The sequence below is a fragment of the Clostridium sardiniense genome (assembly GCF_016907995.1).
GTDB classification, from domain to species: Bacteria; Bacillota; Clostridia; order Clostridiales; family Clostridiaceae; genus Clostridium; species Clostridium sardiniense.
Genome location: NZ_JAFBDA010000001.1, coordinates 408136 through 431355 on the forward strand (window position 1 = coordinate 408136; position 23220 = coordinate 431355).

The window sequence follows — 23220 nt, forward strand, 5'->3', positions numbered from 1 at the left end:
GGTGAGTTATTTGGAGTTATATAGAAGAAAACAAACATATTTCTAAAACTAAGATAGACTAAAATTAGTCTATCTTAGTTTTTCTTCCATATAAATTGTAATTTAGTAAGAAGCTTTCCAGTATTGTCACTTGTAATGTTATGAATAGTAGTAATCTCGTTATTATCACCATCAATTACTTCAGATGAAATATGTAATGTATCTCCATCAGTTGTTTCTTTCTTAAAGAGTACTTTGATATTAAATAGTTCATATTCATTTAAAATAGATCTTGGCAGAGTATCCATTGCCATTTCCATATACTTTACATTATTTACATGTCCATTAGAGTCTATATCACTGTATCTAATAGGATATTCCTTTATATAATCCTTTTTTTGAATATTAGGAATATCATCTAAAGGAGGTACTTCTTCTAATTCTCCTTCAAGCCCATATATTTCACGTTGATCAGGTGCTATTTTCATAGGACGTCTTTTTTCAAAATCTATTAATATAGCTGTTGAAACAACTTCACCTATAATTTTTCCTTCAGAATCTTTTATATTATTGTGTCTATAGCCATAAAATTTCTTTGTACCTAAAGCCTTAGTGTCTACAGTTATTTTATCTCTAAATTTAGGGTATTCATATATAGTTATGTCATATTTTAAAAGAACCCAAATACACTGATTATGAACAAATCCTTCGTTAGTTTCGCCTAAATAATCAGATTGAGAAATAACAACATCCCATAAGTAATCTACTAAAGATGAAAATTTGCATTTATGTTCAGAGTCAACGTCAAAAATATTTATTCTGTATTCTTTTTCAAAAACATTATTCAATTATATTTCCTCCTATTATAAATTTGGTATGTATTTCATATTAAATATTATATCACAGTTTTAATATTTCCATATTATGTATAGAAGATGTAAGGAATATTAGATTGATAGATATTTTATTCAGGTAGATTAAATATAGTAGGGGCTTGTTGCATGGCATGGTGTATTTGTACAGATGAATTGTTTAAATTTCAAGCGCTTTTATGGAGTTCTACAACCTTTTTACAGATAATAAATAGTAAGTGATTTAGTTAGAATTTATTATTGATGTTATATATAAATTTTATTTATTATTATCAATTTATAATAATTTTATATTGTTTATCAATAAATAATTATTGATTTATCTGTTATAAAATAATATACTATATATAAATTAAATGAAAATTTACTTTATTTAATTTTAATATATATTAAAAGGAAGATTATTTTTATGAATACAACATATGATATTGCAATTATAGGATTAGGACCAGCAGGTTCTGTTCTAGCAAGATTACTTTCCAAGGAATTTAAGATTATTGCCATAGATAAAAAAAACGATCTTGAAAATGGATTTCAAAAATCTTGTGGTGGGTTATTGTCTTCTGATGCTCAGAAGGTTTTTGCAAGATTTGATATGACTATACCAAAAAGTATTTTAGTTGATCCTCAAATTTTTTCTGTAAAAACTATAGATGAAAACAATAAATTAATTCGTTATTATCAAAGGTTTTATATAAATATTAATCGTCATAAATTTGATTTATGGCTAAAATCAATTATTCCAAGTAATGTACATATTTATAATAATTCTAACTGTACTAATATTGAAAAAATAGATACAGGGTATAAAGTAACTTTTTCTGAAAATGGTAAAAAACAGACTATAACAACTAAATATTTAGTTGGAGCGGATGGAGCAAATTCAATTGTTCGTAGAACAATTTATCCAAATAAAAAAATAAGAACCTATATGGCTATTCAGCAATGGTTCTCTGAAGAACATGAAACTCCATTTTATTCTTGTATATTTGATAAGGAAATTACAGACTGTTGTTCATGGTCAATATCAAAAGATAATCACTTTATATTTGGTGGAGCTTATCCAATAGACAATTCAAAAGAAAGATTTGAAAAGCAAAAGAAGAACTTAAGAAAGCAAGGTTTTAAGTTTGGAGAACTATTAAAAACAGAGGCTTGCCTTGTATTAAGACCATCAAAATACTCAGATTTTTGCTGTGGAAAAAATAATGCTTTTTTAATAGGAGAATCAGCAGGGTTTATAAGTCCAAGTTCTCTAGAAGGAATAAGTTCAGCAATAATAAGTGCTGAATATTTAAGCAAAGTATTAAACTCATATAGCAAAAACCCAAATAAAAAATATAGACAAAAAACTTTGAAATTAAGATTAAAAATATTTTCAAAACTATTTAAATGTCCATTTATGTACAATCCTATTTTACGTAAGATTGTACTTAAAAGTAAAATTAATAGCATTGATGTAATAAAAATAGAAAATGATTTTTAATTATGTTATTTTAATAAAAGAGAGAGCTAATAGCTTCTCTTTTTTATTTGCTTTAAAATGATAGAATCTTTTAATCTAAGCCTTTCGTTAGACAAAGGATGAAAATAATATTACCAATAATTTAATTATTTAATTGAATTTTATATGATATATAATTAATATGATAATAAATCTAAAAGATAGGGGAATATTGTATGAGTATATATAAAACTGATTACTTAAAAAGTGTAGTAAGCTTCTAGCAGAAACTGTAGTATATAAGACTATTTTGTTAGGAGCATTTAAGAAATTATAAAATTTAATAGAATAGTTTTGTGCAGTTTTTGCATTAATATTTACGACTTTAATAGTAGATAGGAGCAAAAAGTATGAAATATAAGAAAGCACAAGACATATTACCACAGGATTTAGTTATTAAGCTTCAGGAATTTGTAGATGGAACTTATTTATATATCCCTAAAAAAGGTAGCAATAAAAAATCATGGGGAGATAATACTGGCATTAAAAAAGATTTATATGCAAGAAATAAGAAAATCTATGAAGATTTTAATAATGGAATGACAGTAAAGGAGTTATCAACTAAATACTACTTAGTTGATAATAGTATAAGAAGAATATTAAGAGAATATAAAAATAATATATAAATAAAATTAAAAGATATTTGTTTAATTACAAATATCTTTTTATATATTAAACATAAATAATACAGAATTATTTATGAACTATGTATATATGGATTAATTAGGATAAAATTTATATAGAAATAAAATTAATAGTGTGAGGTATAATTTATGGGGAAAAATAAGTATGATAATCAAGAGTTTTTTGATAAATATATTAAAATGACTCGTTCTATTTATGGGCTTAAAGGCGCTGGTGAGTGGCAGGAATTTAAAAGAATGTTACCAAATTTAGAGGAGAAAAAGGTCTTAGACTTAGGTTGTGGATTTGGATGGCATTGTAAATATGCTATTGAAAATAATGCTAAAGAAGTAGTTGGAGTAGATTCTTCAGAGAAAATGCTTAAACAGGCTAAAAAAATTAATGGGGATTCATCTATAGAGTATGTAAAAGATACAATAGAAAGTGTAAAACTTAAAGAAGAATATTTTGATGTTGTAATAAGTTCATTAGCACTTCATTATGTTGAAAATTTTAAAGAAGTGTGTAAGAAGGTATATGATTGCCTAGTATATGGGGGAGACTTTGTATTTTCAGTTGAACATCCCATATTCACAGCATATGGGAGCCAAGAATGGTATGTTGATGAATTAGGGGATAGACTACATTGGCCAGTAGATAATTACTTTAATGAAGGAAAAAGAAAAAGCATTTTTTTAGGTGAAGAGGTAGTTAAATATCATAAGACTATAACTACATACATTAATACATTAATAGGTTGTGGCTTCGAGATAAAGGAAGTAACTGAGCCAAAGCCACCAAAAGAAATGTTAGAAGGTAATAAAGAAATGCAAGATGAATTACGTAGACCAATGATGTTATTAATATCAGCAAGAAAAAAGAAATAGTGGATATGTGGTAACTTTAATGTTACTGGAAACTAAAAAGTGCCTAATTGTTGTTTTTTATTTAATGAATTATTATGAGTTTGTAAGACAGCACTAAATAATTTTAAATAAAAAACCGGGAGGAATTAAAATGAAATTTAATAATAAAGAAACAGCATTAGTATTAGTAGATCCACAGAATGAATTCTTACATGAAATGGGAGAAGGATATAAATTAGCTAAAGATGTTATTGAGGCTAATAACACTATAGAAAATATTGTATCTCTACTTAAAAAATCAAAGGAAAATGGATATAAAGTATTTATATCACCACATTACTACTATCCACATGATTACACATGGAAATTTGGAACAAATGGTGAGCATATGATGCATGAAATGAAAATGTTTGAAAGAAAAGGACCTTCAGAAGCGGTAGAAAAGAATTCAAGAGCAGATATGCTTGATGAATTTAAGGAATATATTGAAGATGGAGAAACTATAATAGCAAGTCCACATAAAATCTTTGGACCACAAACAAATGATTTAGTATTACAGTTAAGAAAACAAAAAATAGATACTGTAATACTTGCAGGAATGAACTCAAACATTTGTATTGAATCACACATGAGAGATCTAGTAGAACAAGGGTTTGAAGTTTATATTGCAAAGGATGCAACAGCAGCACCAGGAATGGAAGCATACGGAGCAGCAGAAGTTAACTTTGGTATGTTATCAAGTGGTTCATTAACAACAGAAGAAGTATTAAAAGAATTAAATTAATACATAAAATCAAGATTATAATAATTATATAATATATAAAGAGTAGTTAGAGAAGTTTCTTTAGCTACTTTTTTTAATATAATATGTGAAATCAATTCCTACGTATGTCATATATTGATAGTAGTATATAGATTTTATTATAAATCAAAATATTATATTACAAAGGATGATAAATATGAAACTATTTAAGGAGTTATGTTTTAACGGTGAAATAGTAACGCCTAATGATGTGGAATATAATGAAGATAGACAAATATGGAATAGAGCAATACAAAAATGTCCAATTGCTATATTATATTGTACTAGTAGAAAAGATGTTATAAGTGCGTTAAGATTCTGCGTTAGAAAAGATATTAATTTTAGAATTAGATCTGGTGGGCACAATTATGAAGGTTATTCAATTGTAAATAATGGAATAGTAATTGATGTAAGCAGAATGAAGAGAATAAGTATAAATGAATTAAACAATACAGTAAAAATAGAATCAGGAGTACAAAATAGTCAGCTTTATGAATATTTAGGTAAAAGAGGATATCCTTTTCCTGGTGGAACTTGTCCAACTGTAGCATTATCAGGATACACTTTAGGTGGAGGTTGGGGGATGTCTTGTAGATTATTTGGGTTAGGTATAGATAGTGTAGTAGAATTTGAGATTGTAGATTATAGAGGTAAAGTAATTATTGCAAATAGAGATTGTAATAGTGATTTATTTTGGGCATTAAGGGGATCCGGTGGAGGGAATTTTGGAATAGTTACCTCATTAACTTTTAGATTACCACCAAAATTGAATAAAGTAACCTTATTTAGAATATATTATCCAAACACTACTACTAGAGAACAAGCAAAGATTATGGATATATTTCAAAACCTATATCAAACCTTAGATAGAAGGGTAAATATGAGAGCAAGTTTTTATAATGCTGAAGATGAAGGTTTGGCAGTATTTTTTATAGGTTTATTTTATGGAGATATATCAGAGCTAAAGAAAATATTAAAGCCTTTATTAGTAGTACCAAAGGCTGAGTCTGATTTTGAATATACAACTTTTTTAAATGCTATAAGGCAGATTGAGTCTATATATCCAGAGAGTGAAAAATTCAAAACAGAAGGTAGATTTGAAGATAGAATATACTCAAAGTGTGAGTTATTAAAATTAGCATCATCTATTAGAGAAAAACCTATAGGTTCAGTTTATGTTGCAGTCACTTTTTATGGATTAGGTGGGGCGGTGAAGGATAAAGGAAAACATGAAACAGCTTTTTATTATAGAGATTCTAATTATATTATAAGTATACAATCAGTATGGGAAAACTCAATTTATGCTAGAGAAAATAAAGAGTGGGTAGCTAGTAGATTAAATTATTTAGAACTGATTACGGAAGGTTCATATGTTAACTTCCCATACAGTCCACTAATAAATTATGAAGCAAAGTATTATGGTGGAAATGTATGTAGGTTAAGATGTGTAAAAGAAAAATATGATCCATTTAATATATTTAATTATCCACAATCAATAAAAGCAGAATTTAATTTTGTATAGATATTATATTGTGAAATAAATGTGTTAAAAAGTTATATTGGTAAAATTAAAGGTGTCGTATAGACAGGGTATAGTAGTGATAATCAAGTGGGAAAAGTGTTTCCTGTTTATATGATTTAGTATTAAAACCTCATTTAGAGATTAGGTGGAAAGTTTTACTACAAATAAAAAATAAGGTCTAGACTTAATTCTAGACCTTGAAAAGTAACTCTACTTGCTTGAGATTTTTAAGCAAGTCAACTATTATTTCTGTTAATTCAATAATATCTTTATATTTTAATTAATTTTGTGAAATACACTTTTTAGGGCAAGCAAGTTGGTATGCTCCGCAGTCAACACAGCCATCTTCATTGATCAATCTTTTTCTTGAGATATGCATCCAACAATACATACTAGAGTTAATTTAATTTTGGGGTTAAAAGTAACATTTTATTCTGTTTTAATCATAGCTGCAGCTGGTATTAAGATTTCATATTCATCCTTTTCATATAATCAAATAGATAACCAAGAAGAGTTCTACCTACTACAAGATCTCTAGATTCTTTTGATACAATAAATAATTGTATACATCCTTTAAAATTATCTTTTTTTGCATTACCTAAATAAATCCTATTATTTTATTGTCTTTTTCTGCAACTTTGCTAAATGAACTTGCTTTCTATTGGTGAAGTTTCTAAAATTAAAGAGGTTACGATAAAAGCTTTAATATATTATCATAAGGTTGGTATACTTATACCGAAATATATTGATGATGCAATAGGTTATAGATATTATAAAAGGTTTTAGAGCACTAGAAACTAGCATAGCAGAGTTACAACAAATTTTTAAAGAACGTTATGTAATTACAGTACCATGCAAAGAAACTGAAAATTTGAAAGAGTTATTTAATGACTTTTTCAATATAGAATCATATAATTGCCAGATTCAAGTGTTTGTATGATCTTATGAACTTAAAGAAAGACAGAATAAATCTTGTAGAATTTCTCTTATAAATTAAGAAACTTAAGGTTTCTTAAGAAATTTTTATAAGAGTTGTAAACTCTCCTTTCTAAAATAAAATCATGATATGAAGTCATGATATTTAGAAAAGAGGGATAGAAAAATGAAAAGTGGATTAAAAAAGGTTTTAGCGTTTATAATAATTATTATTGGAATTTTATACATGTTAGATTTTATAGGCATGGGATCAAGGGATATAAATAATAAAAAAAATATATTTAATTTAAAAGGTGCAGAGATGGCGACACAAACAAAGAGTCCTAATTTAGGAACGGAATTGATTTTAGTAAATAGAAAATATGGACTAAGCAAATATTATGAACCAGAAGATTCAACGATACCAAATATAGAATTTACAGACGAAGCAACTAATGAAGAAAAACATGTAGCTGGAATTGTGGTAAAACCATTAGAGGATATGGTGAATACAGCTAAAGAAGAAGGAATAATATTACTTGGAAATTCAGCTTATAGATCATATAGATCTCAAACTAAAACTTATAATAATAGGGTAGAAGCAGAAGGACGGGAACGTGCAGATGCATATGTAGCAAGACCAGGATTTAGTGAACATCAAACAGGATTATGTATTGATATTACTAATAGGGATAAATATTTTGCACAGGGAACAAAAGAGGCAGATTGGCTTGCGAATAATTGTTATAAATTTGGATTTATTATAAGATATCCTTATGGAAAGAAAAATGTAACAGGTATAGAGTATGAACCTTGGCATGTTAGATACGTTGGCAAAAAAGCTGCTAAGGATATTTATGATAATAAGATTACATTAGAAGAGTATCTTGGAAAATAAATATATAATTGGAGGGGTATATGAATAATAACATTCTTGTAGTAGATGATGAAAATGAAATAAGAGACTTATTAGAAATAAATCTTAGAAATGAAGGATATAATGTTTTTAAGGCAAAATGCGGAGAAGAAGCCTTAGAGATATTAGATAAAGAAGAAATTCATTTAATGGTTTTAGATATAATGATGCCAGGTATGGATGGTTTAGAAGTTTGTAGAAGGGCAAGAGAAAAATATAATATTCCAATACTTATGTTAAGTGCAAAAGTGGAGGATATGGATAGAATACAAGGAATCATGACTGGTGCAGATGATTATGTATGTAAGCCATTTAATCATTTAGAACTTACAGTTAGAATAAGAGCATTACTTAGAAGGGCATACTTTTTAAATACTAAAATGCAAACTTCAAATGACATAATAAGAATTGAGTCAATGGTTATAGATAAGAGTAAACATAAGGTAACTGTAGATGATAATGAAGTATCATTAACTGCAAGGGAATTTGATATTTTATATTTATTAGCTACAAATAGAGGTAGGGTATTTAATACAGAAGAAATATTTGAGAAGGTGTGGAAAGAAAGATATTATCAATCAAATAATACAGTAATGGTTCATATGAGTAGAATCAGAGATAAACTAGAACAACATATGGCAGGCAATAAGATAATTCACACTGTATGGGGAGTTGGTTATAAAATTGAAAAATAAAAAGGTTTATAAACATTGGGAATTAACATTAATTGATATAGCTATTTCTGCAATATTAACTTACTTTACAGTAATAATAATTAGAGGGATTATAGTATTTCTTTATAGATATACTACAATTCAAGTTATTAATAATATTATAAATCTATGGCGTTATATACATGAGATGTACCTTGATGGAATTATTTATTTAGTTGCCGGATTAGGATTATTTATAATATTTTATTTACTTGTTAAGAGATATAGAAGAAATAGGAGTCTGGTGAATATTATAAATGAAACTGAAATAATGGCTAATGGTGATTTGGATAGATCAATAAATGCTTACGAAGAAGGAGATATCAAAAAGTTAGCAGATAATATAAACAGTATATCAAAACAGCTTAAAGATAGAACTATAGAGGAGCGAAAAGCACAGCAAACAAAAACAGATTTAATAACAAATGTTTCTCATGATTTAAGAACTCCATTAACTTCAATAATGGGATATTTAGAAATAATTGATAGCGATCAGTATGATGATGAAGTAAGGCTTAGATATTATGCAAGTATTGCATATGAAAAATCAAAGAGCTTAAATCTTCTTATAAATGATTTATTTGAATTAACTAAAATGCAGAATAATACTATTAATTTAGATAAGAGAGAAATTAATTTAGTAGAATTATTAGGTCAAGTAGTTGCTTATTTTGAATGCCAGTTTAAGAATGCAGATATGGAATCAAGAATTTATTTTTCAGATGATAAACTAATAGTAAGTGCAGATGCAGAAAAATTAGTAAGAGCTTTTGAAAATTTATTATCTAATGCAATTAAGTATGGCAAAGACGGACATTATGTTGATGTAACAACAAAGCTTGAAAATAATATGGCAGTAATTCAAGTTATAAATTATGGTAAGGCAATATCTTCAATAGATCTTCCAAATATATTTGATAGATTCTATAGAGTAGAAAAATCAAGAAATAGTGATATAGGGGGATCAGGGTTAGGACTTGCAATAACTAAAAATATTATTGAGTTACATGAAGGAACAATAGAGGCTTATAGTGATGATTCAAGAACAATATTTGAAGTTAGGTTACCAGTTTTAAATAAATAGACTTATTAATATATATGTTTAATATTTAGAATGGCAATAATGTAATTAAAATAGTTAAAATCTAGGTGTATAGTTTAAGATAAAATGCTATTACTTAAATATATATAGAAAATACAAAGCATAAATAGAGGTAAGTTATGAAAATTAATAGATTAACTGAGATAATAATAATAATACTTCTAAATAAAAGAATTGTAACAGCAAAAGAATTAGCAGATAAATTTCAAATTTAAAAAACCTAGAAGATATCAAATATTTTCTAGGATTTTCTTTTTTGTTAAAGATGATAGGATATATATGATTAACATTCAATAAACATAAGAAAGTGTATAATTAATTGGCACTTTTAAAAGACTTAGGAGATGAGGTAATGAGAATTTTAATAATAGAAGATAATAAGGAACTCGCTTATAACATTAAGGAAGGATTAGAAAATCTAAAATTTAGTGTTGATGTAGCTAATCTTGGATTAGATGGAGAGGAGAAGGCTTTTGTAAATTCTTACAATATTATTTTGTTAGATTTAAATTTGCCTGATAAAGATGGGTTAGAAATTTTGGAATATTTAAGGAGTAATAAAATAAATACTCCAATAATAATTGTTACAGCTAGAGATGAGGTTAAAGAACTTGCTAGAGGGTTAGATTTGGGAGCTGATGATTACATAGTTAAACCATTTCAACTATTAGAACTTAGAGCAAGGATACAAGCTGTGATAAGAAGATTTCATGGAAGAGCAAATCCAAATATAATTATAGGAAATATAGAGGTAAATCCAGCTTCTAGGAAGGTTTTTATAGATAAAAAGGAAGTAGAGCTTGGAGTAAAAGAATTTGATATATTTGAATATATTATTAATAGACATCCTGATGTTGTATCAAGTGAGGATATAGCAGAACATGTGTATGATGAATTTTTTGATCCAACCTCTTCTGTACTTAGAGTTCATATAGCTAAATTAAAGAAAAAATTAAAAGAAGCTTGTGGGAAAGAAGTTTTAAAAACAACTAGAGGAAAGGGATATTCAATATGCGAAGAATGATTAAATGGAATAAAAAAACAGGATTAATTTTAGTTATATATTCAATGGTTATAACTATTATATTTGTAGTTGGTATATTAATCTATCTTAGAACCTTTAATAATAATAAATACAATGTTTTACCAAATAATTTAGTAGACTTAGGAAGCATTAATTATAGAACTATAAATGAATTGAAAAATACTAATGATATTTATGCTGATTTTACTAAAGACGATATAACTAAATATGCTACTGCTAAAGATTCTATTATTAGTAGAGATCAAATAGAAAATTATTATGCAGCTAAGTTATATAGTAATTTACCAGTATTAATGATGATAATATGTATTCTTACTATAGTTTTTACCTGGATACTGTGGATTATATTAAAAAAAATAGAAAAGGAAGAAGTATTAACTATTGCACGTAGTTTAATTAATATAGAAGGTAAAGAATATAATATTGAGAACTTAGATCCTGTTTTAGTAGAGGTTTATACTGGTCTAAAAGAAAAATTTAATAATCATATAGAGGACTATAAAAGATTACATTCGTATATATCACATGAGCAAAAAAATGCAATTGCTATATTAAAAACTAAACTTGAAATAAATGGTGATAAGGAGCTATTAAAAAATTTAGACTATATAACTGATAGTATAGAAGATATACTAACAGTTAGTGATTCAAATGAAGTAGACGGAATGGCAAATATTGATGTTGCTCTTATATGTGCAGAGGTGATTGATCAATATAAGAAAGTATATAATGATATTTCTTTTGATTTTGATGAAGAGGGTAACACAAATATTTATGCAAAAGAAAGATGGATATATAGAGCTATAGCTAATTTGTTAGATAATGCAGTAAAGTATGGAGAAAATAAACCTATAGAGGTTTCGGTATATAATAAAAATAATAGTGTGATTATTACTGTAAAGGATAATGGAATAGGAATGTCTGAGGATAAGTTAGATAAAATTTTTGATAATAGATATAGGGTAAATAGACTTAATAAGGATGGTTATGGAATAGGGTTAAGTCTTGTAAGTCATGTATGTGATTTATGTGATGGGTATGTATGGGTTGATAGTAATTTAGGCAAGGGATCAGTATTCTATCTTGCATTCAGAGCTTGTTAGGTAAAAAACAGTAGGTTAATTAAAAAACTACTGTTTTTATTTTATGTTAATTATACATGGAAATAAAATAGATAAACATTCAATTAACATAGTAATTGTTATAATTTACTTATAAACAAGTATAAAGTGAGTATAAGGATAGGAGAAAGTAATATGTATATTTTAAAAAATGCTATGAAAAACTTGGTTAGAAACAAGGGAAGAAATATTTTGATAGGAATAATTGTTTTGACAATGATCTCTACTATAGCTATCTCTACGATTATTAATACAACTACTAATGAAGTAATAAAGTCGTATAAAAATAGATTTGGATCGGAGGTTTTTATAGATATAGATCCTGTAAAAGCGCAAAAGGAAATTGAGAAAAATCAAAATAAGATACCTTTTTCAGGAGAAATAACTGGAAAGATGAAAGTCAATTTTGCAGACTCTAAATTGGTCAAGGAATATAAAATGGAAGCAATTTTTGAAGGAGCATCTGAAGAAATAAAAGGTATTGGAGAAGAAGAGTTTAATAAAAGACAAAGTGAAAGACAAAATAATAGACCATTAAAAGGGGCTATTTCTGAGGGAGCAGCAAGCTCAAATAATGTATGGCCATCTTTAAGTGTTAAGGGATATACTGAAAATAATTTACCTAAGGATTTTAAAAATGGCTTTATACAAATTAAAAGCGGAGAAATGTTTAAAGGTAATAATGAAGCAATAATATCTCAGCAGTTAGCAGATTTAAACAAGTTAAAGGCCGGAGATGAACTTGAAATTGCTGATATAAATGAAAAGGATAAAAAACTTAAATTAAAAGTAACAGGTATATATTCAAGATTAAATCAAAAAGATGAAAATATGCCAATTCCTAGTATGGATTTAAGAAATGAAATCTATACAAATTTTAATACATTAGCAGAGTTCGATACTTTATTTAAAGGTGAAAGTGCTCCTATTCAAATTAATGCAACATATTATTTAAATAGTCCAGATGATCTTGAAGCTTTTAAATCAGAGTTGAAATCAAAGGGATTAACAGATAATTTCATAGTTTCAACAGATGAAGAAAGTTACAATAGGATTATAGCACCTGTAAATGGATTAAAAAAGGTATCCGTAATGTTTATGATTGGAATAATGGGATTTGGTTCTATAGTGCTTATTTTACTTTCAGTGTTATCTATTAGGGAAAGAAAATATGAAATTGGTGTATTAAGGGCTATGGGAATGTCTAAGTTTAAATTAGCTATAGGATTTATTTACGAGAGTGTAGCAATTATTATTATATGTCTTACTTTAGGACTGGGAATTGGAGCTATAAGCGCACAACCAGCATCTGATATTTTGTTAAAAGAACAGGTGAAATCAAAAGTAGAACAACAAAATTTAAGACCTTTATATACTCAATCAGGAGAAATAAAAGAGGTAGAAAAGTTAGAAGAATTAGAAGTTAAACTTAGTGTAGATGCTGCTCTAAAAATATCAGGTTTTGCAATTATTTTAGGGTTAATAACTAGCTCAATATCAGTAGGATATGCTACAAAGTATGAACCGATAAAAATACTTTCAGAAAGGAATTAGGTGAGAGATATGGGAGTTCTTAAATTAAAAGATGTTTCTTATAGATATGAAGGAAGCAAAAAAAATGTTTTAAATAAAATAAATATAGAGTTTGAAAAGGGGTGTGTATACACTATTGTAGGGAAATCAGGAGCTGGGAAAAGTACTTTATTGTCATTAATATCAGGATTAGATGTATGCACTGGTGGAGTAGTTGAGTATAAAGATAAGGATTTGAAAGAAATAAATAGAGATGTTTATAGGGCTGAAAATATAGGTGTTATATTTCAAGGATATAATTTATTAAATAATGCAACATCTTTAGAAAACATAATGCTATCAATGGAGATTAGTAAAGATAAGAGAAAAAATAAAAAAGAAATAGCTTTTAAATTGTTGGATAGTATTGGAATTAATAGAGAAAAAGCTAGCAGAAAGGTATTAAGATTATCAGGAGGAGAGCAACAGAGGGTCGGAATTGCCAGAGCATTGTCACATAATCCAGATATAATTATAGCAGATGAACCTACAGGAAATTTGGATGAAGAAACAGAAAAAAATATAATGAGTATTTTGACTTCATTGGCTCATGAAGAAAATAAATGTGTTATTATTGTAACTCATTCAACTAAAGTAACTAAGTATGCTGATGAGATATGGGGACTTGCAAAGGGAAAACTTATGTTTGTAAAATAAGTTAATAAAAAAAGGTGTAGGGAGAGTGTTGATTTTGAAAATAGATAGTAAGAATGTATCTATAGTTTCGATAGTTTTTTATGTTATGGCAGGATTAATGATATTATACTCAATATTTACTTTAGTTAATTCTTATGACTATATCTCTGAACTTGTAAATCAAGGACGAATAAGTATTAAATATCAATTTAAAGAAGTGATAATATATTATATGAATGCATGTATGCCGTATGTATTTTATTCAATAGTATTTGGAGCTATAGGATATATAATAAATAAATTAGAATGTATAAGAAAAGAGAAAAATAATAAACATGATAATATAATTAACTGTAATAAAGAACACTATAGTGTAAATAAAATGAAATCTAATGACGATGAAATAGATTTATTTCTGAAAGATTTAGAGGTAAAACAAAATTAATATAAAGCATAAATTAATTATTAAAGGAGTTTAGAATATAAACTCCCTTATTTTTATATTTATAAATATTAATTTCTTTAAATGGGTGAAGATATGTATTTTAACAAGATTATTAGAATAAATGAAGTAGAAAAAATGAAAAGTTTTTATAGAACTGCTATAAGAACTATTATTTTAAAGGATAAAGATATACTTATAGATTTCACTAAAAATGTAATAATATAATTTTGGAGGTGTTTGTATGAAAAAGACATTATATGATTATAAAGAGATAATTAAAAAGTTACCTCTGAAAGATAAATATACAAAAGAAGAATTATTAATAGAAGATTTCTTAATTGATAAAAAAGATAATATAGAAATATATTACGCTCCACATAATGAGTATATTAATAAAAAAGCTAAAGTGTTTATAATTGGAATAACTCCAGGTTTTCAACAAATGAGTACAGCAATTGCTACTGCAAGAAAAGAGTTAGAAGTAAGCGATGATATTGAATCAATTCAGTATAAGTGTAAAGTTGCAGGACGTTTTAGTGGATCTTTAAGAAAGAATATAATAAGTATGTTAGATGAGATAGAACTTAATAAAGTGTTGAATATAGATAGTTGTAGTGAATTATTTGCTGAAAAGGACTATTTATTACATACAGTATCTTTAATTCCGTATTCTGTTTTTGTTAAAAAACAAAATTACTCAGGACATACTCCAACGTTAATTAAAAGTGATTTTTTAATGAAATATGTTCGTGAGAATTTTATTAATGAACTTAGAAGCTTAGATAATTTTGAAGATATATTATTAATACCACTAGGTAGGGCAGTAGAAGAAGTTTTATGTAAATTAGAAGAAGAGGGAATCATAAATGAAAATCAAATTCTTAAAGGATTTCCACATCCATCTGGAGCAAATGTTAATAGAATACCTCAATTAAATGAAAATAAGGATTATATGATGAGTTTTATTAAAGAGAAAAAATGGGATTAATGTTATAGAAATAGATAATAACTATCAGATTTTAAATAAATTATAAACTAAAATCGACTTGTATTTTAAATAAATTATATATAAAATAATGATTATATTGTAAAATAAGGGGGATTTTCTTATGGCAAGACCTGGTATTAATGCATAGCAAGGCTATTGCATTATAATAAAAGTAATATAATAGCCTTTGCTAACCCTAAATAGAATCTAAAAATTTAGGAGGAGCATTATGTGCTATAAAACAGCAAAAGACATACTTCCAATAGAAGTCATGGAACTTATTCAGCAGTATGTACAAGGTGAGTATATATACATCCCAAAGAAAGAGAATAATAGAAAAGCTTGGGGAGAGACAACTAATATACGAAGTGAAATTAAATTAAGAGATTTAAAAATTTATGATGAATATAAAAGTGGAGCTAGTAGAATAGCCCTTGCAGAAAAGTATTTTTTATCAAAAAAGAGTATAGATAGAATAATATTAAAAGAGAAATCTAAATAAAGATTAAACAAGTCATAGACTATTTATATAGTTTATGGCTTATTTTTATTTCAGAAAAAAGTAATAGGTTTATAAAAGGATAAATTTAAAATATGATATTAATAGGTATTAGATGGGAGAGGGAAGATATGAAAATTATAATTGTTAATAGAAGTAACTTTTATAAGATATTTAATTATTGGAAAGAGATTTCAAAGGATATTCCGTATTTCTATCAAGTTGATATAGAAGGTTTAAAAACTTGTTTCTTTGAAGATAGTTATGAAGGTGAAAAAATGTTTGATTATATAGAAACTTACTTAGTAGAGGAAGATAAGGAAGTTCTAGGGTTTATTCAGTTTGGACAGCCTCATATATATTTTGATACTACTGGTGAGAAACTTTATTCGCCTAATATAGGTATAATAAGAAATATTTATTTCAATGAAGGCAGAGCTGATGCAGGTAATTTATTAATAAAAAAGGCTCAAGAGAATTTTAGTAATAATAAATTTGACAGCTACTTTGCTTTTAATCATAGTTTAGGATTAAGCTGTAATGCACGTCATGGTAAGCTTCATGAAAGTAAAATCTATATTGCAGATTTACTTAAAGAGTATGGATATCATATTGAACATGAAAATATATATTATAGTATTGATTTAACAGAAATAGGTGAAGATTCTTCTTATTTATGCGATGCCTCCGCTTATAAAGATATTAAGTTAATTAAGAATGGGGTAAGTAAATATAATAAAGAGATTATTGATTTAGTCTATAAGAATGAAAAAGTAGGAGAAGTTAAAATCTTATATTTAAATAAAATAAATACTGCCTACGTGAATGTTATATGGATAGATGATAATCATAGAAGCAAAGGTCTTGGAGGTAAATTTATTAGAGTAATTTCTAAAGACTTAATAGACAATGGGTTTACTAGAATGGATTTAGATACAGCAAAAAATAATATAAGTGCCCAAAGGTTTTATGACAGAAATGGATTTACCAATAGAGGTATTACAAGAAGTTATATGAGAGATGGAGAAGAGATATAGCTAACGAAAGAGATAGAAAATTAGTGTATTGTATGAGACTAAATGAATTTAAATTAATAAATAATTATAGAAATAATAAAAAAATATAGAGTGATTTTTTGCAAATATATCTGTTAATAAACTTAGTATTATAAATAAGATTAGAATAGCTTTCGTTTTTGGAGTAAATAATAATAAACGAAAGCTATTTAAATTGCAATCGAAATAATTGTATGATATTGTATTAATGAAAAGAGTGGTGAATTGATATATGGCTAAGATGTTAGATAGACATACTAAAATTTTAGAGTTATTAACAGAGAATAAAAAAATAGAAGTTACTAAGTTATCTGAGTTATTAAATGTGTCTCAAGTAACTATTCGTAAAGATTTAATACAATTAGAAAATAAAGGTCTTATTATTAGAGAGCATGGTTTTGCAACATTAAATTCAAGTGATGATATTAATAATCGTTTAGCTTATCACTATGATATTAAAAGAAGGATTGCAACAGTCGCTACTGAGTCAGTAATGGATGGAGAAACTGTTATGATAGAATCAGGGTCTTGCTGTGCATTAGTTGCCCTTGAAATAGCAAGAACAAAAAAAGATATTACCATCATTACAAATTCAGCTTTTATCGCTGAATATATAAGAAAAGAATCCAATACAAGAATTATTTTGTTAGGTGGAGAATATCAAAATGAGTCTCAAGTAATGGTTGGGCCTATTACTAGAAAATGTGTAGAATCTTTCTTTGTAGATAAATTATTTATTGGAACTGATGGGTTTTCAGAAGCATCAGGATTTACAGGCAAGGATTATATGAGAAGTGAAACCGTACGTGATATGGCAAAACAAGCTAATCATGTAATCATTGTTACTGAGTCAACTAAATTTTCTCAAAAGGGTGTTGTTAATTTAATTGAAACTGATGAGATTAGTTCTGTTGTAACGGATGTAAATATACCTAAAGAATATGAAGATTATTTGTCTAGTAAAAATATAGAAGTAAAAAAAGTAGAATATTAAAAGGGACTGTATTAAAATAGCCAGTGCCTAAAATAGAACTTATACTTATAGAATATTAAGCAATCAGTACAAGTTTAATAATAAAACCAGTAGAAATATTCATTCTACTGGTTAAATTTTTGTTCGTAGCTATTCATATAATTTACTAAATTGTAGTTATGAGGTGGCCCCTGCTTTATTAGAAGAAGCAATTAAATCCTTTATTAATAAATACTTCTTGATAATTCTTTAAATCTTCAGGGTGCAAAGCTTTTGTATCTTTTAGAGTGTATACTTTATTTAACATATCATATTTTTTTTCACCAAATTGGTGGAATGGAAGAAGTTGCACACGTTCTGCACCAACATCTTTTAATAAATCTGCTATTCCACTAGCATCTTCTAAAGAATTATTAAAATCAGGTATAACTGGAATTCTTGGCAAAACATTTATTTCATTTTCAATTGCCCATTTCAAGTTTTGAGTAATCAAATCATTATAAACACCGGTACCTTCAAAATGTTTATTACTATCATAATGCTTAACATCAAATAGTAGTAGGTCAAACAAAATAGAGAGTTCTTTAAACACTTCATGATCAATGTATCCAGTTGTTTCAATTGCAACATTTATATTTTCTTTTTTTAAAGCTGCAACTAGCTCCTTTAGGAAGGCTGGTTGGCTCATTCCTTCACCACCTGAAATTGTTACACCTCCATTTGATTCCTCATAGAAATCTTTGTCTTTAAGACATTTATCAAGAATTTCTTCAATTTCTTTATATTCACCTTCATTTTTAAGAGCATCATTAGGACAATTTGCGATACATTGTAAACATCCTATACATTTTTTATCATCAATAGTGATTCTATTATCAATTATGCTAATAGCATTTTGGTTACAAGTACTAATACATGTCTTACATCTTGAACATTTTGATTGATCCCATAGTATTTGAATACTATCTAGCTGTGATTCAGGGTTAGAACACCATTTGCATCTTAAAGGACACCCTTTAAAAAATACAGTAGTTCTTATTCCAGGACCGTCATGAATACTAAATTTTTGAATATTAAATATTATACCTTTATCTTTCATATTACTTCCTCCCCTTATTATATTTATATAATAGCATTATAGGTTATCAAAGTAAATAAAATTGTTTCAAATGAAACTTTTTTATATTCTTTATGAAATAAAATATTGACAATAATACTTAATATGATAGTATGTAATTATAGACGAAAGGAAATGAACTTATGAATGAAACTTAAATAATATATTTCCCTTAAGGAGGAGAAAGAATGAAAAATCATTTTGGATTATTAACTAATAGAATGTATGATTTTAGAGAAGAATTATTAGAAACTAAAGCATCAGTTGATGCTACAAGAGCAATTCTTACTACTGAGGCTTATAGAGAACACGCAGATAAGCCAATAATCGTGAAAAGAGCATACATGCTTAAAAACATTTTAGAGAAGATGCCTATCTTTATTGAAAAGCAAACATTAATTGTTGGTAACCAAGCAAAAGCTAATAGAGCAGCTCCTATTTTCCCTGAATATGCTATGGATTGGGTAGTCAGAGAGTTAGATGAGTTTGAAAAAAGAGATGGTGATGTTTTCTATATTGATGAAGAGACTAAAGAAGAACTTAGAAATATAGCTCCATATTGGGAACATAACACAACTCTTGATAAAGGTTTAGCAAATATTCCTCCAAGTAGTAGGGTATTATATGATTTAGGAATTATTAAAGCTGAGGGAAATATTACTAGTGGTGACGCCCATATTGCAGTTGATTATGGACGCATTATGAAAAATGGATTAAAGGAATATGAGGAAAGGACTATTGCTGCAATAGATGCGCTAGACCTTACTGACTTCCATAATATAAAAAAATATCATTTCTATGAAGCAATACTAATTGTAATGGATGCAATTAAAACTTTTGCTAAAAGATATTCTAATTTAGCAAAAGATATGGCAGAAAAAGAAAATGATGAAACTAGAAAAATGGAATTAATAGAAATTGCTAGAATAATGGATAAAGTTCCATATGAACCATCAGGCAGCTTCTATGAAGCAGTTCAATCAATGTGGTTTGTGCATTTAATTCTTCAAATTGAATCTAATGGACATTCATTATCATATGGTAGAATGGATCAATATTTATATCCATATTTAGAAAAAGATTTAGAAAGTGGAAATATTACTGAAGATAAAGCTGTTGAGTTATTAACAAATTTATGGCTTAAAACATTCACAATCAATAAAGTAAGAAGTTGGTCTCATACACAATTTAGTGCTGGATCACCTTTATATCAAAATGTTACTGTTGGTGGACAAACTATAGATAAAAAAGATGCAGTTAATAAATTATCTTATTTAATTTTAAAATCTGTTGCTCAAACAAAATTACCTCAGCCTAACCTAACTGTTAGATATCATAAAGGGTTAGATGATAAATTTATGAATGAAGCAATTGAAGTTCTTAAATTAGGAACTGGAATGCCTGCCTTTAATTCAGATGAAGTTATTATTCCTTCATTTATTGAGAAAGGTGTTACAGAAGAAGATGCTTATAACTATAGTGCAATTGGTTGTGTTGAAGTTGCTGTTCCTGGTAAATGGGGATATCGTTGCACAGGTATGAGTTTTATAAATTTCCCTAAGACATTATTAATTGCAATGAATGAAGGGGTTGATCCTGCTAGCAAAACTAAACTAGTTGAAGGATTAACACATTTTGATAATATGGCAAGTTATGAAGAGTTAAAAGAAGCGTGGGATATAACTATCCGTGAATTTACTAAGCATAGTGTTATTATTGAAAATTGCTGTGATTTAGTTTTAGAAGATGATGTACCAGATGTGCTATGTAGTGCTTTAACTGATGATTGTATTGGTAGAGGTAAGCCTCTAAAAGAAGGTGGAGCTATATATGACTTTATCTCAGGATTACAAGTGGGTATTGCAAACTTAGCTGATTCCCTTGCTGCAATTAAAAAGTTAGTATTTGAAGAAAAGAAAATTTCTACAACAGAGTTATGGAATGCTTTAATGGAGGACTTTGCAAGTGACAAAGGTAAAATGATTCAAAAAACATTGATTGAGGATGCTCCTAAATATGGTAATGATGATGATTATGTAGATAAGCTAGTTGTTGATGCTTACAACACTTATATAGATGAGGTTAAAAAGTATCCAAATACAAGATACGGAAGAGGACCAATTGGTGGAGTTAGATATGCAGGAACTTCATCAATATCAGCAAATGTAGGTCAGGGGAAAGGTACTTTAGCAACTCCAGATGGACGTAATGCTGGAACACCTCTTGCTGAAGGATGTTCACCATCACATGCAATGGATCAAAATGGACCAACAGCTGTATTTAAGACAGTTTCTAAATTGCCAACTCGTGAAATTACAGGGGGAGTATTGTTAAATCAAAAGGTTACTCCTGCTATGTTATCCACAGAAGAGAATAAGATTAAATTAGCAATGTTAATTAGAACATTCTTTAATAGATTAGAAGGATTCCATGTACAATATAACGTAGTTTCTAGGGATACCTTATTAGATGCTCAAGCGAATCCTGAAAAATACCGTGATTTAATTGTTCGTGTAGCTGGATATTCTGCATTCTTTAATGTGCTATCAAAGCAAACACAAGATGATATTATTGAAAGAACAGAACAAACATTATAAGGAGATAAAGCTATGAAATTTATTATTGATGATGCAAATATTGAATTAATTAAAAATATATATGAGTATTTCCCAGTAGATGGTGTAACTTCAAACCCAACTATATTATCAAAGGCAGGAAGAAATCCATTTGAAGTATTAAAAGAGATACGTGAATTTATTGGTAAGGATGCAGAGCTTCATGTTCAAGTTATATCTAAAAAAGCAGAAGATATGCTAGAAGAGGCAGACCGTATATTAAAAGAATTAGGTAATAATACATTTATTAAAGTACCTGTTACTAGAGAAGGTCTAAAAGCAATTAAAGCATTAAAAGCTAAAGGGATTAATGTTACAGCAACAGCTATATATACTTCTATGCAAGCGTATCTAGCAGGAAAGGCAGGAGCTGATTATGCAGCACCATACATTAATAGAATTGATAATTTAGGTTTTGATGGTATTGAAGTTGCAAAAGAAATTCATGATATCTTTAAAAATAATGGATTGAAATGTGAAGTATTAGGAGCTAGTTTTAAAAACTCTAAACAAGTATTAGAATTAGCTAAATATGGAGTAGGGGCTTCAACAGTAAGTCCTGATGTTATTGAAGGGTTATTAAAAAATGATGCTGTTACTTGTGCAGTGGATGTTTTCACTAAAGACTTTGAAAAATTATGTGGTGAAAATAAAACAATGAAGAATATTTAAAGATAGTAAAGAGGGTAAGGAAACTTACCTTTTTTTACTATCAAAGAGATAATAAATTTAAATATTTATTATCTCTTTTTTATTATTCATTAAATTACAGCCACGTAATTTATGCTAAGTAGATTGAAGTAATAATTTATATGGGGAGTATAAAATATTTATATGAGTAAAAATATTACAAAAATTTTATATATAAATTAATAAAAATGTAAAAATATATATAAAGAATGAAATTTTTATAAAGTTTTTTCGACAAATTTATTGACAAATGACGTAATGTGAAATTAATATATATAAGGGCTAGCGTTTGCAGGAAATATGTTTAATCATTAGGTAATAGTTAACAAGATTTTCTAAGGCGTTTTATAAATTATAAATAACTATGGGATAATTATATTTATAATTGTAGAAAATTTAACATTAAAATATTAAGTAATTATTTCGTGTGTATATTTATACTGTATTGATAGAAAAGTAAAAGAGTTATATAAATTAAATAATTGCAATGATGTAGATAAAATCGATAAGCATATTTATTGTATATCACCTAATTGAAAATAAATAGTTCTGGGTGGTTTAATAAAATATGTAGAGAATATTAACTAAGGAAAAAGCAAATATTATTTAAAGAAGAACAAAAAAAAATAGATTTTATATTTATTTAAAC

Annotated in this window: 23 protein-coding genes; 21 read left to right on the top strand and 2 right to left on the bottom strand. The window is 27.2% G+C overall.

Annotated elements, in window-relative coordinates; all coding sequences use genetic code 11:
- Nucleotides 1-74 precede the first annotated feature (74 nt).
- Nucleotides 75-827: an acyl-[acyl-carrier-protein] thioesterase gene (locus tag JOC62_RS01880; RefSeq protein ID WP_204593457.1), complete on the bottom strand. Its 753-nt coding sequence runs from the start codon at nt 825-827 to the stop codon at nt 75-77.
- Between the two features lie 433 nt (nt 828-1260).
- Here JOC62_RS01880 and JOC62_RS01885 point away from each other — a divergent pair, with 433 nt between their 5' ends.
- The 19 genes from JOC62_RS01885 (at nt 1261) to JOC62_RS01975 (ending at nt 18170) form a co-directional block, all read left to right on the top strand.
- Nucleotides 1261-2337 carry an FAD-binding protein gene (locus JOC62_RS01885; protein WP_204593458.1) on the top strand — a complete coding sequence of 359 codons (1077 nt, stop codon included), beginning with the start codon at nt 1261-1263 and terminating at the stop codon, nt 2335-2337.
- Between the two features lie 368 nt (nt 2338-2705).
- A complete protein-coding gene (locus JOC62_RS01890; protein ID WP_204593459.1) occupies nt 2706-2981 on the top strand; it encodes a CD3324 family protein in 276 nt (91 codons plus the stop codon).
- Between the two features lie 147 nt (nt 2982-3128).
- Nucleotides 3129-3866 carry a class I SAM-dependent methyltransferase gene (locus JOC62_RS01895; RefSeq protein WP_204593460.1) on the top strand — a complete coding sequence of 246 codons (738 nt, stop codon included), beginning with the start codon at nt 3129-3131 and terminating at the stop codon, nt 3864-3866.
- 130 nt (nt 3867-3996) lie between these two features.
- Complete coding sequence (locus tag JOC62_RS01900; protein WP_204593461.1) at nt 3997-4629, top strand: cysteine hydrolase family protein; 633 nt, start codon at nt 3997-3999, stop codon at nt 4627-4629.
- Between the two features lie 175 nt (nt 4630-4804).
- Entirely contained in the window at nt 4805-6169 is a 1365-nt protein-coding gene (locus JOC62_RS01905; protein ID WP_204593462.1) for an FAD-binding oxidoreductase, read from the top strand.
- 645 nt (nt 6170-6814) lie between these two features.
- Entirely contained in the window at nt 6815-6955 is a 141-nt protein-coding gene (locus JOC62_RS01910) for a MerR family DNA-binding transcriptional regulator (protein ID WP_204593463.1), read from the top strand.
- A gap of 316 nt (nt 6956-7271) precedes the next feature.
- A complete protein-coding gene (locus JOC62_RS01915) occupies nt 7272-7982 on the top strand; it encodes a M15 family metallopeptidase (RefSeq protein ID WP_204593464.1) in 711 nt (236 codons plus the stop codon).
- Between the two features lie 20 nt (nt 7983-8002).
- The gene (locus tag JOC62_RS01920; protein WP_204593465.1) at nt 8003-8695 is read left to right on the top strand and encodes a response regulator transcription factor; all 693 of its coding nucleotides are present in this window, start codon (nt 8003-8005) and stop codon (nt 8693-8695) included.
- On the top strand, nt 8685-9797 hold the full coding sequence (locus JOC62_RS01925; protein WP_204593466.1) for a sensor histidine kinase: 1113 nt from the start codon (nt 8685-8687) through the stop codon (nt 9795-9797). Before JOC62_RS01920 ends, JOC62_RS01925 begins: the two co-directional genes overlap by 11 nt.
- A gap of 370 nt (nt 9798-10167) precedes the next feature.
- Nucleotides 10168-10839 (top strand): response regulator transcription factor, encoded by a 672-nt coding sequence (locus JOC62_RS01935; RefSeq protein WP_204593467.1) that lies wholly within the window; start codon nt 10168-10170, stop codon nt 10837-10839.
- Complete coding sequence (locus JOC62_RS01940) at nt 10827-11963, top strand: sensor histidine kinase (RefSeq protein WP_204593468.1); 1137 nt, start codon at nt 10827-10829, stop codon at nt 11961-11963. The genes JOC62_RS01935 and JOC62_RS01940 overlap by 13 nt, the downstream gene beginning before the upstream one ends.
- A 153-nt stretch (nt 11964-12116) precedes the next feature.
- Nucleotides 12117-13535: an ABC transporter permease gene (locus tag JOC62_RS01945; RefSeq protein WP_204593469.1), complete on the top strand. Its 1419-nt coding sequence runs from the start codon at nt 12117-12119 to the stop codon at nt 13533-13535.
- A gap of 9 nt (nt 13536-13544) precedes the next feature.
- On the top strand, nt 13545-14210 hold the full coding sequence (locus JOC62_RS01950) for an ABC transporter ATP-binding protein (RefSeq protein ID WP_204593470.1): 666 nt from the start codon (nt 13545-13547) through the stop codon (nt 14208-14210).
- Nucleotides 14211-14244: 34 nt separating this feature from the next.
- Nucleotides 14245-14634 carry a hypothetical protein gene (locus JOC62_RS01955; protein WP_204593471.1) on the top strand — a complete coding sequence of 130 codons (390 nt, stop codon included), beginning with the start codon at nt 14245-14247 and terminating at the stop codon, nt 14632-14634.
- 93 nt (nt 14635-14727) lie between these two features.
- On the top strand, nt 14728-14859 hold the full coding sequence (locus JOC62_RS19265; protein WP_279381492.1) for a hypothetical protein: 132 nt from the start codon (nt 14728-14730) through the stop codon (nt 14857-14859).
- 16 nt (nt 14860-14875) lie between these two features.
- The gene (locus JOC62_RS01960; protein WP_204593472.1) at nt 14876-15622 is read left to right on the top strand and encodes a hypothetical protein; all 747 of its coding nucleotides are present in this window, start codon (nt 14876-14878) and stop codon (nt 15620-15622) included.
- Nucleotides 15623-15851: 229 nt separating this feature from the next.
- Nucleotides 15852-16124: a CD3324 family protein gene (locus tag JOC62_RS01965; RefSeq protein WP_204593473.1), complete on the top strand. Its 273-nt coding sequence runs from the start codon at nt 15852-15854 to the stop codon at nt 16122-16124.
- Nucleotides 16125-16252: 128 nt separating this feature from the next.
- On the top strand, nt 16253-17158 hold the full coding sequence (locus tag JOC62_RS01970) for a GNAT family N-acetyltransferase (RefSeq protein WP_204593474.1): 906 nt from the start codon (nt 16253-16255) through the stop codon (nt 17156-17158).
- Between the two features lie 259 nt (nt 17159-17417).
- Nucleotides 17418-18170: a DeoR/GlpR family DNA-binding transcription regulator gene (locus JOC62_RS01975; RefSeq protein WP_204593555.1), complete on the top strand. Its 753-nt coding sequence runs from the start codon at nt 17418-17420 to the stop codon at nt 18168-18170.
- Nucleotides 18171-18348: 178 nt separating this feature from the next.
- Here JOC62_RS01975 and JOC62_RS01980 read toward each other — a convergent pair whose 3' ends face one another.
- The gene (locus JOC62_RS01980; RefSeq protein WP_204593475.1) at nt 18349-19248 is read right to left on the bottom strand and encodes a glycyl-radical enzyme activating protein; all 900 of its coding nucleotides are present in this window, start codon (nt 19246-19248) and stop codon (nt 18349-18351) included.
- A 206-nt stretch (nt 19249-19454) separates the two neighbouring features.
- On the opposite strand from JOC62_RS01980, the gene JOC62_RS01985 reads away from it, so the two are divergent.
- Nucleotides 19455-21863, top strand: coding sequence for a glycyl radical protein (locus tag JOC62_RS01985; protein WP_204593476.1), 2409 nt, complete (start codon nt 19455-19457; stop codon nt 21861-21863).
- Between the two features lie 12 nt (nt 21864-21875).
- Nucleotides 21876-22553 (top strand): fructose-6-phosphate aldolase, encoded by a 678-nt coding sequence (locus JOC62_RS01990; RefSeq protein ID WP_204593477.1) that lies wholly within the window; start codon nt 21876-21878, stop codon nt 22551-22553.
- The last annotated feature ends 667 nt before the right edge of the window (nt 22554-23220 follow it).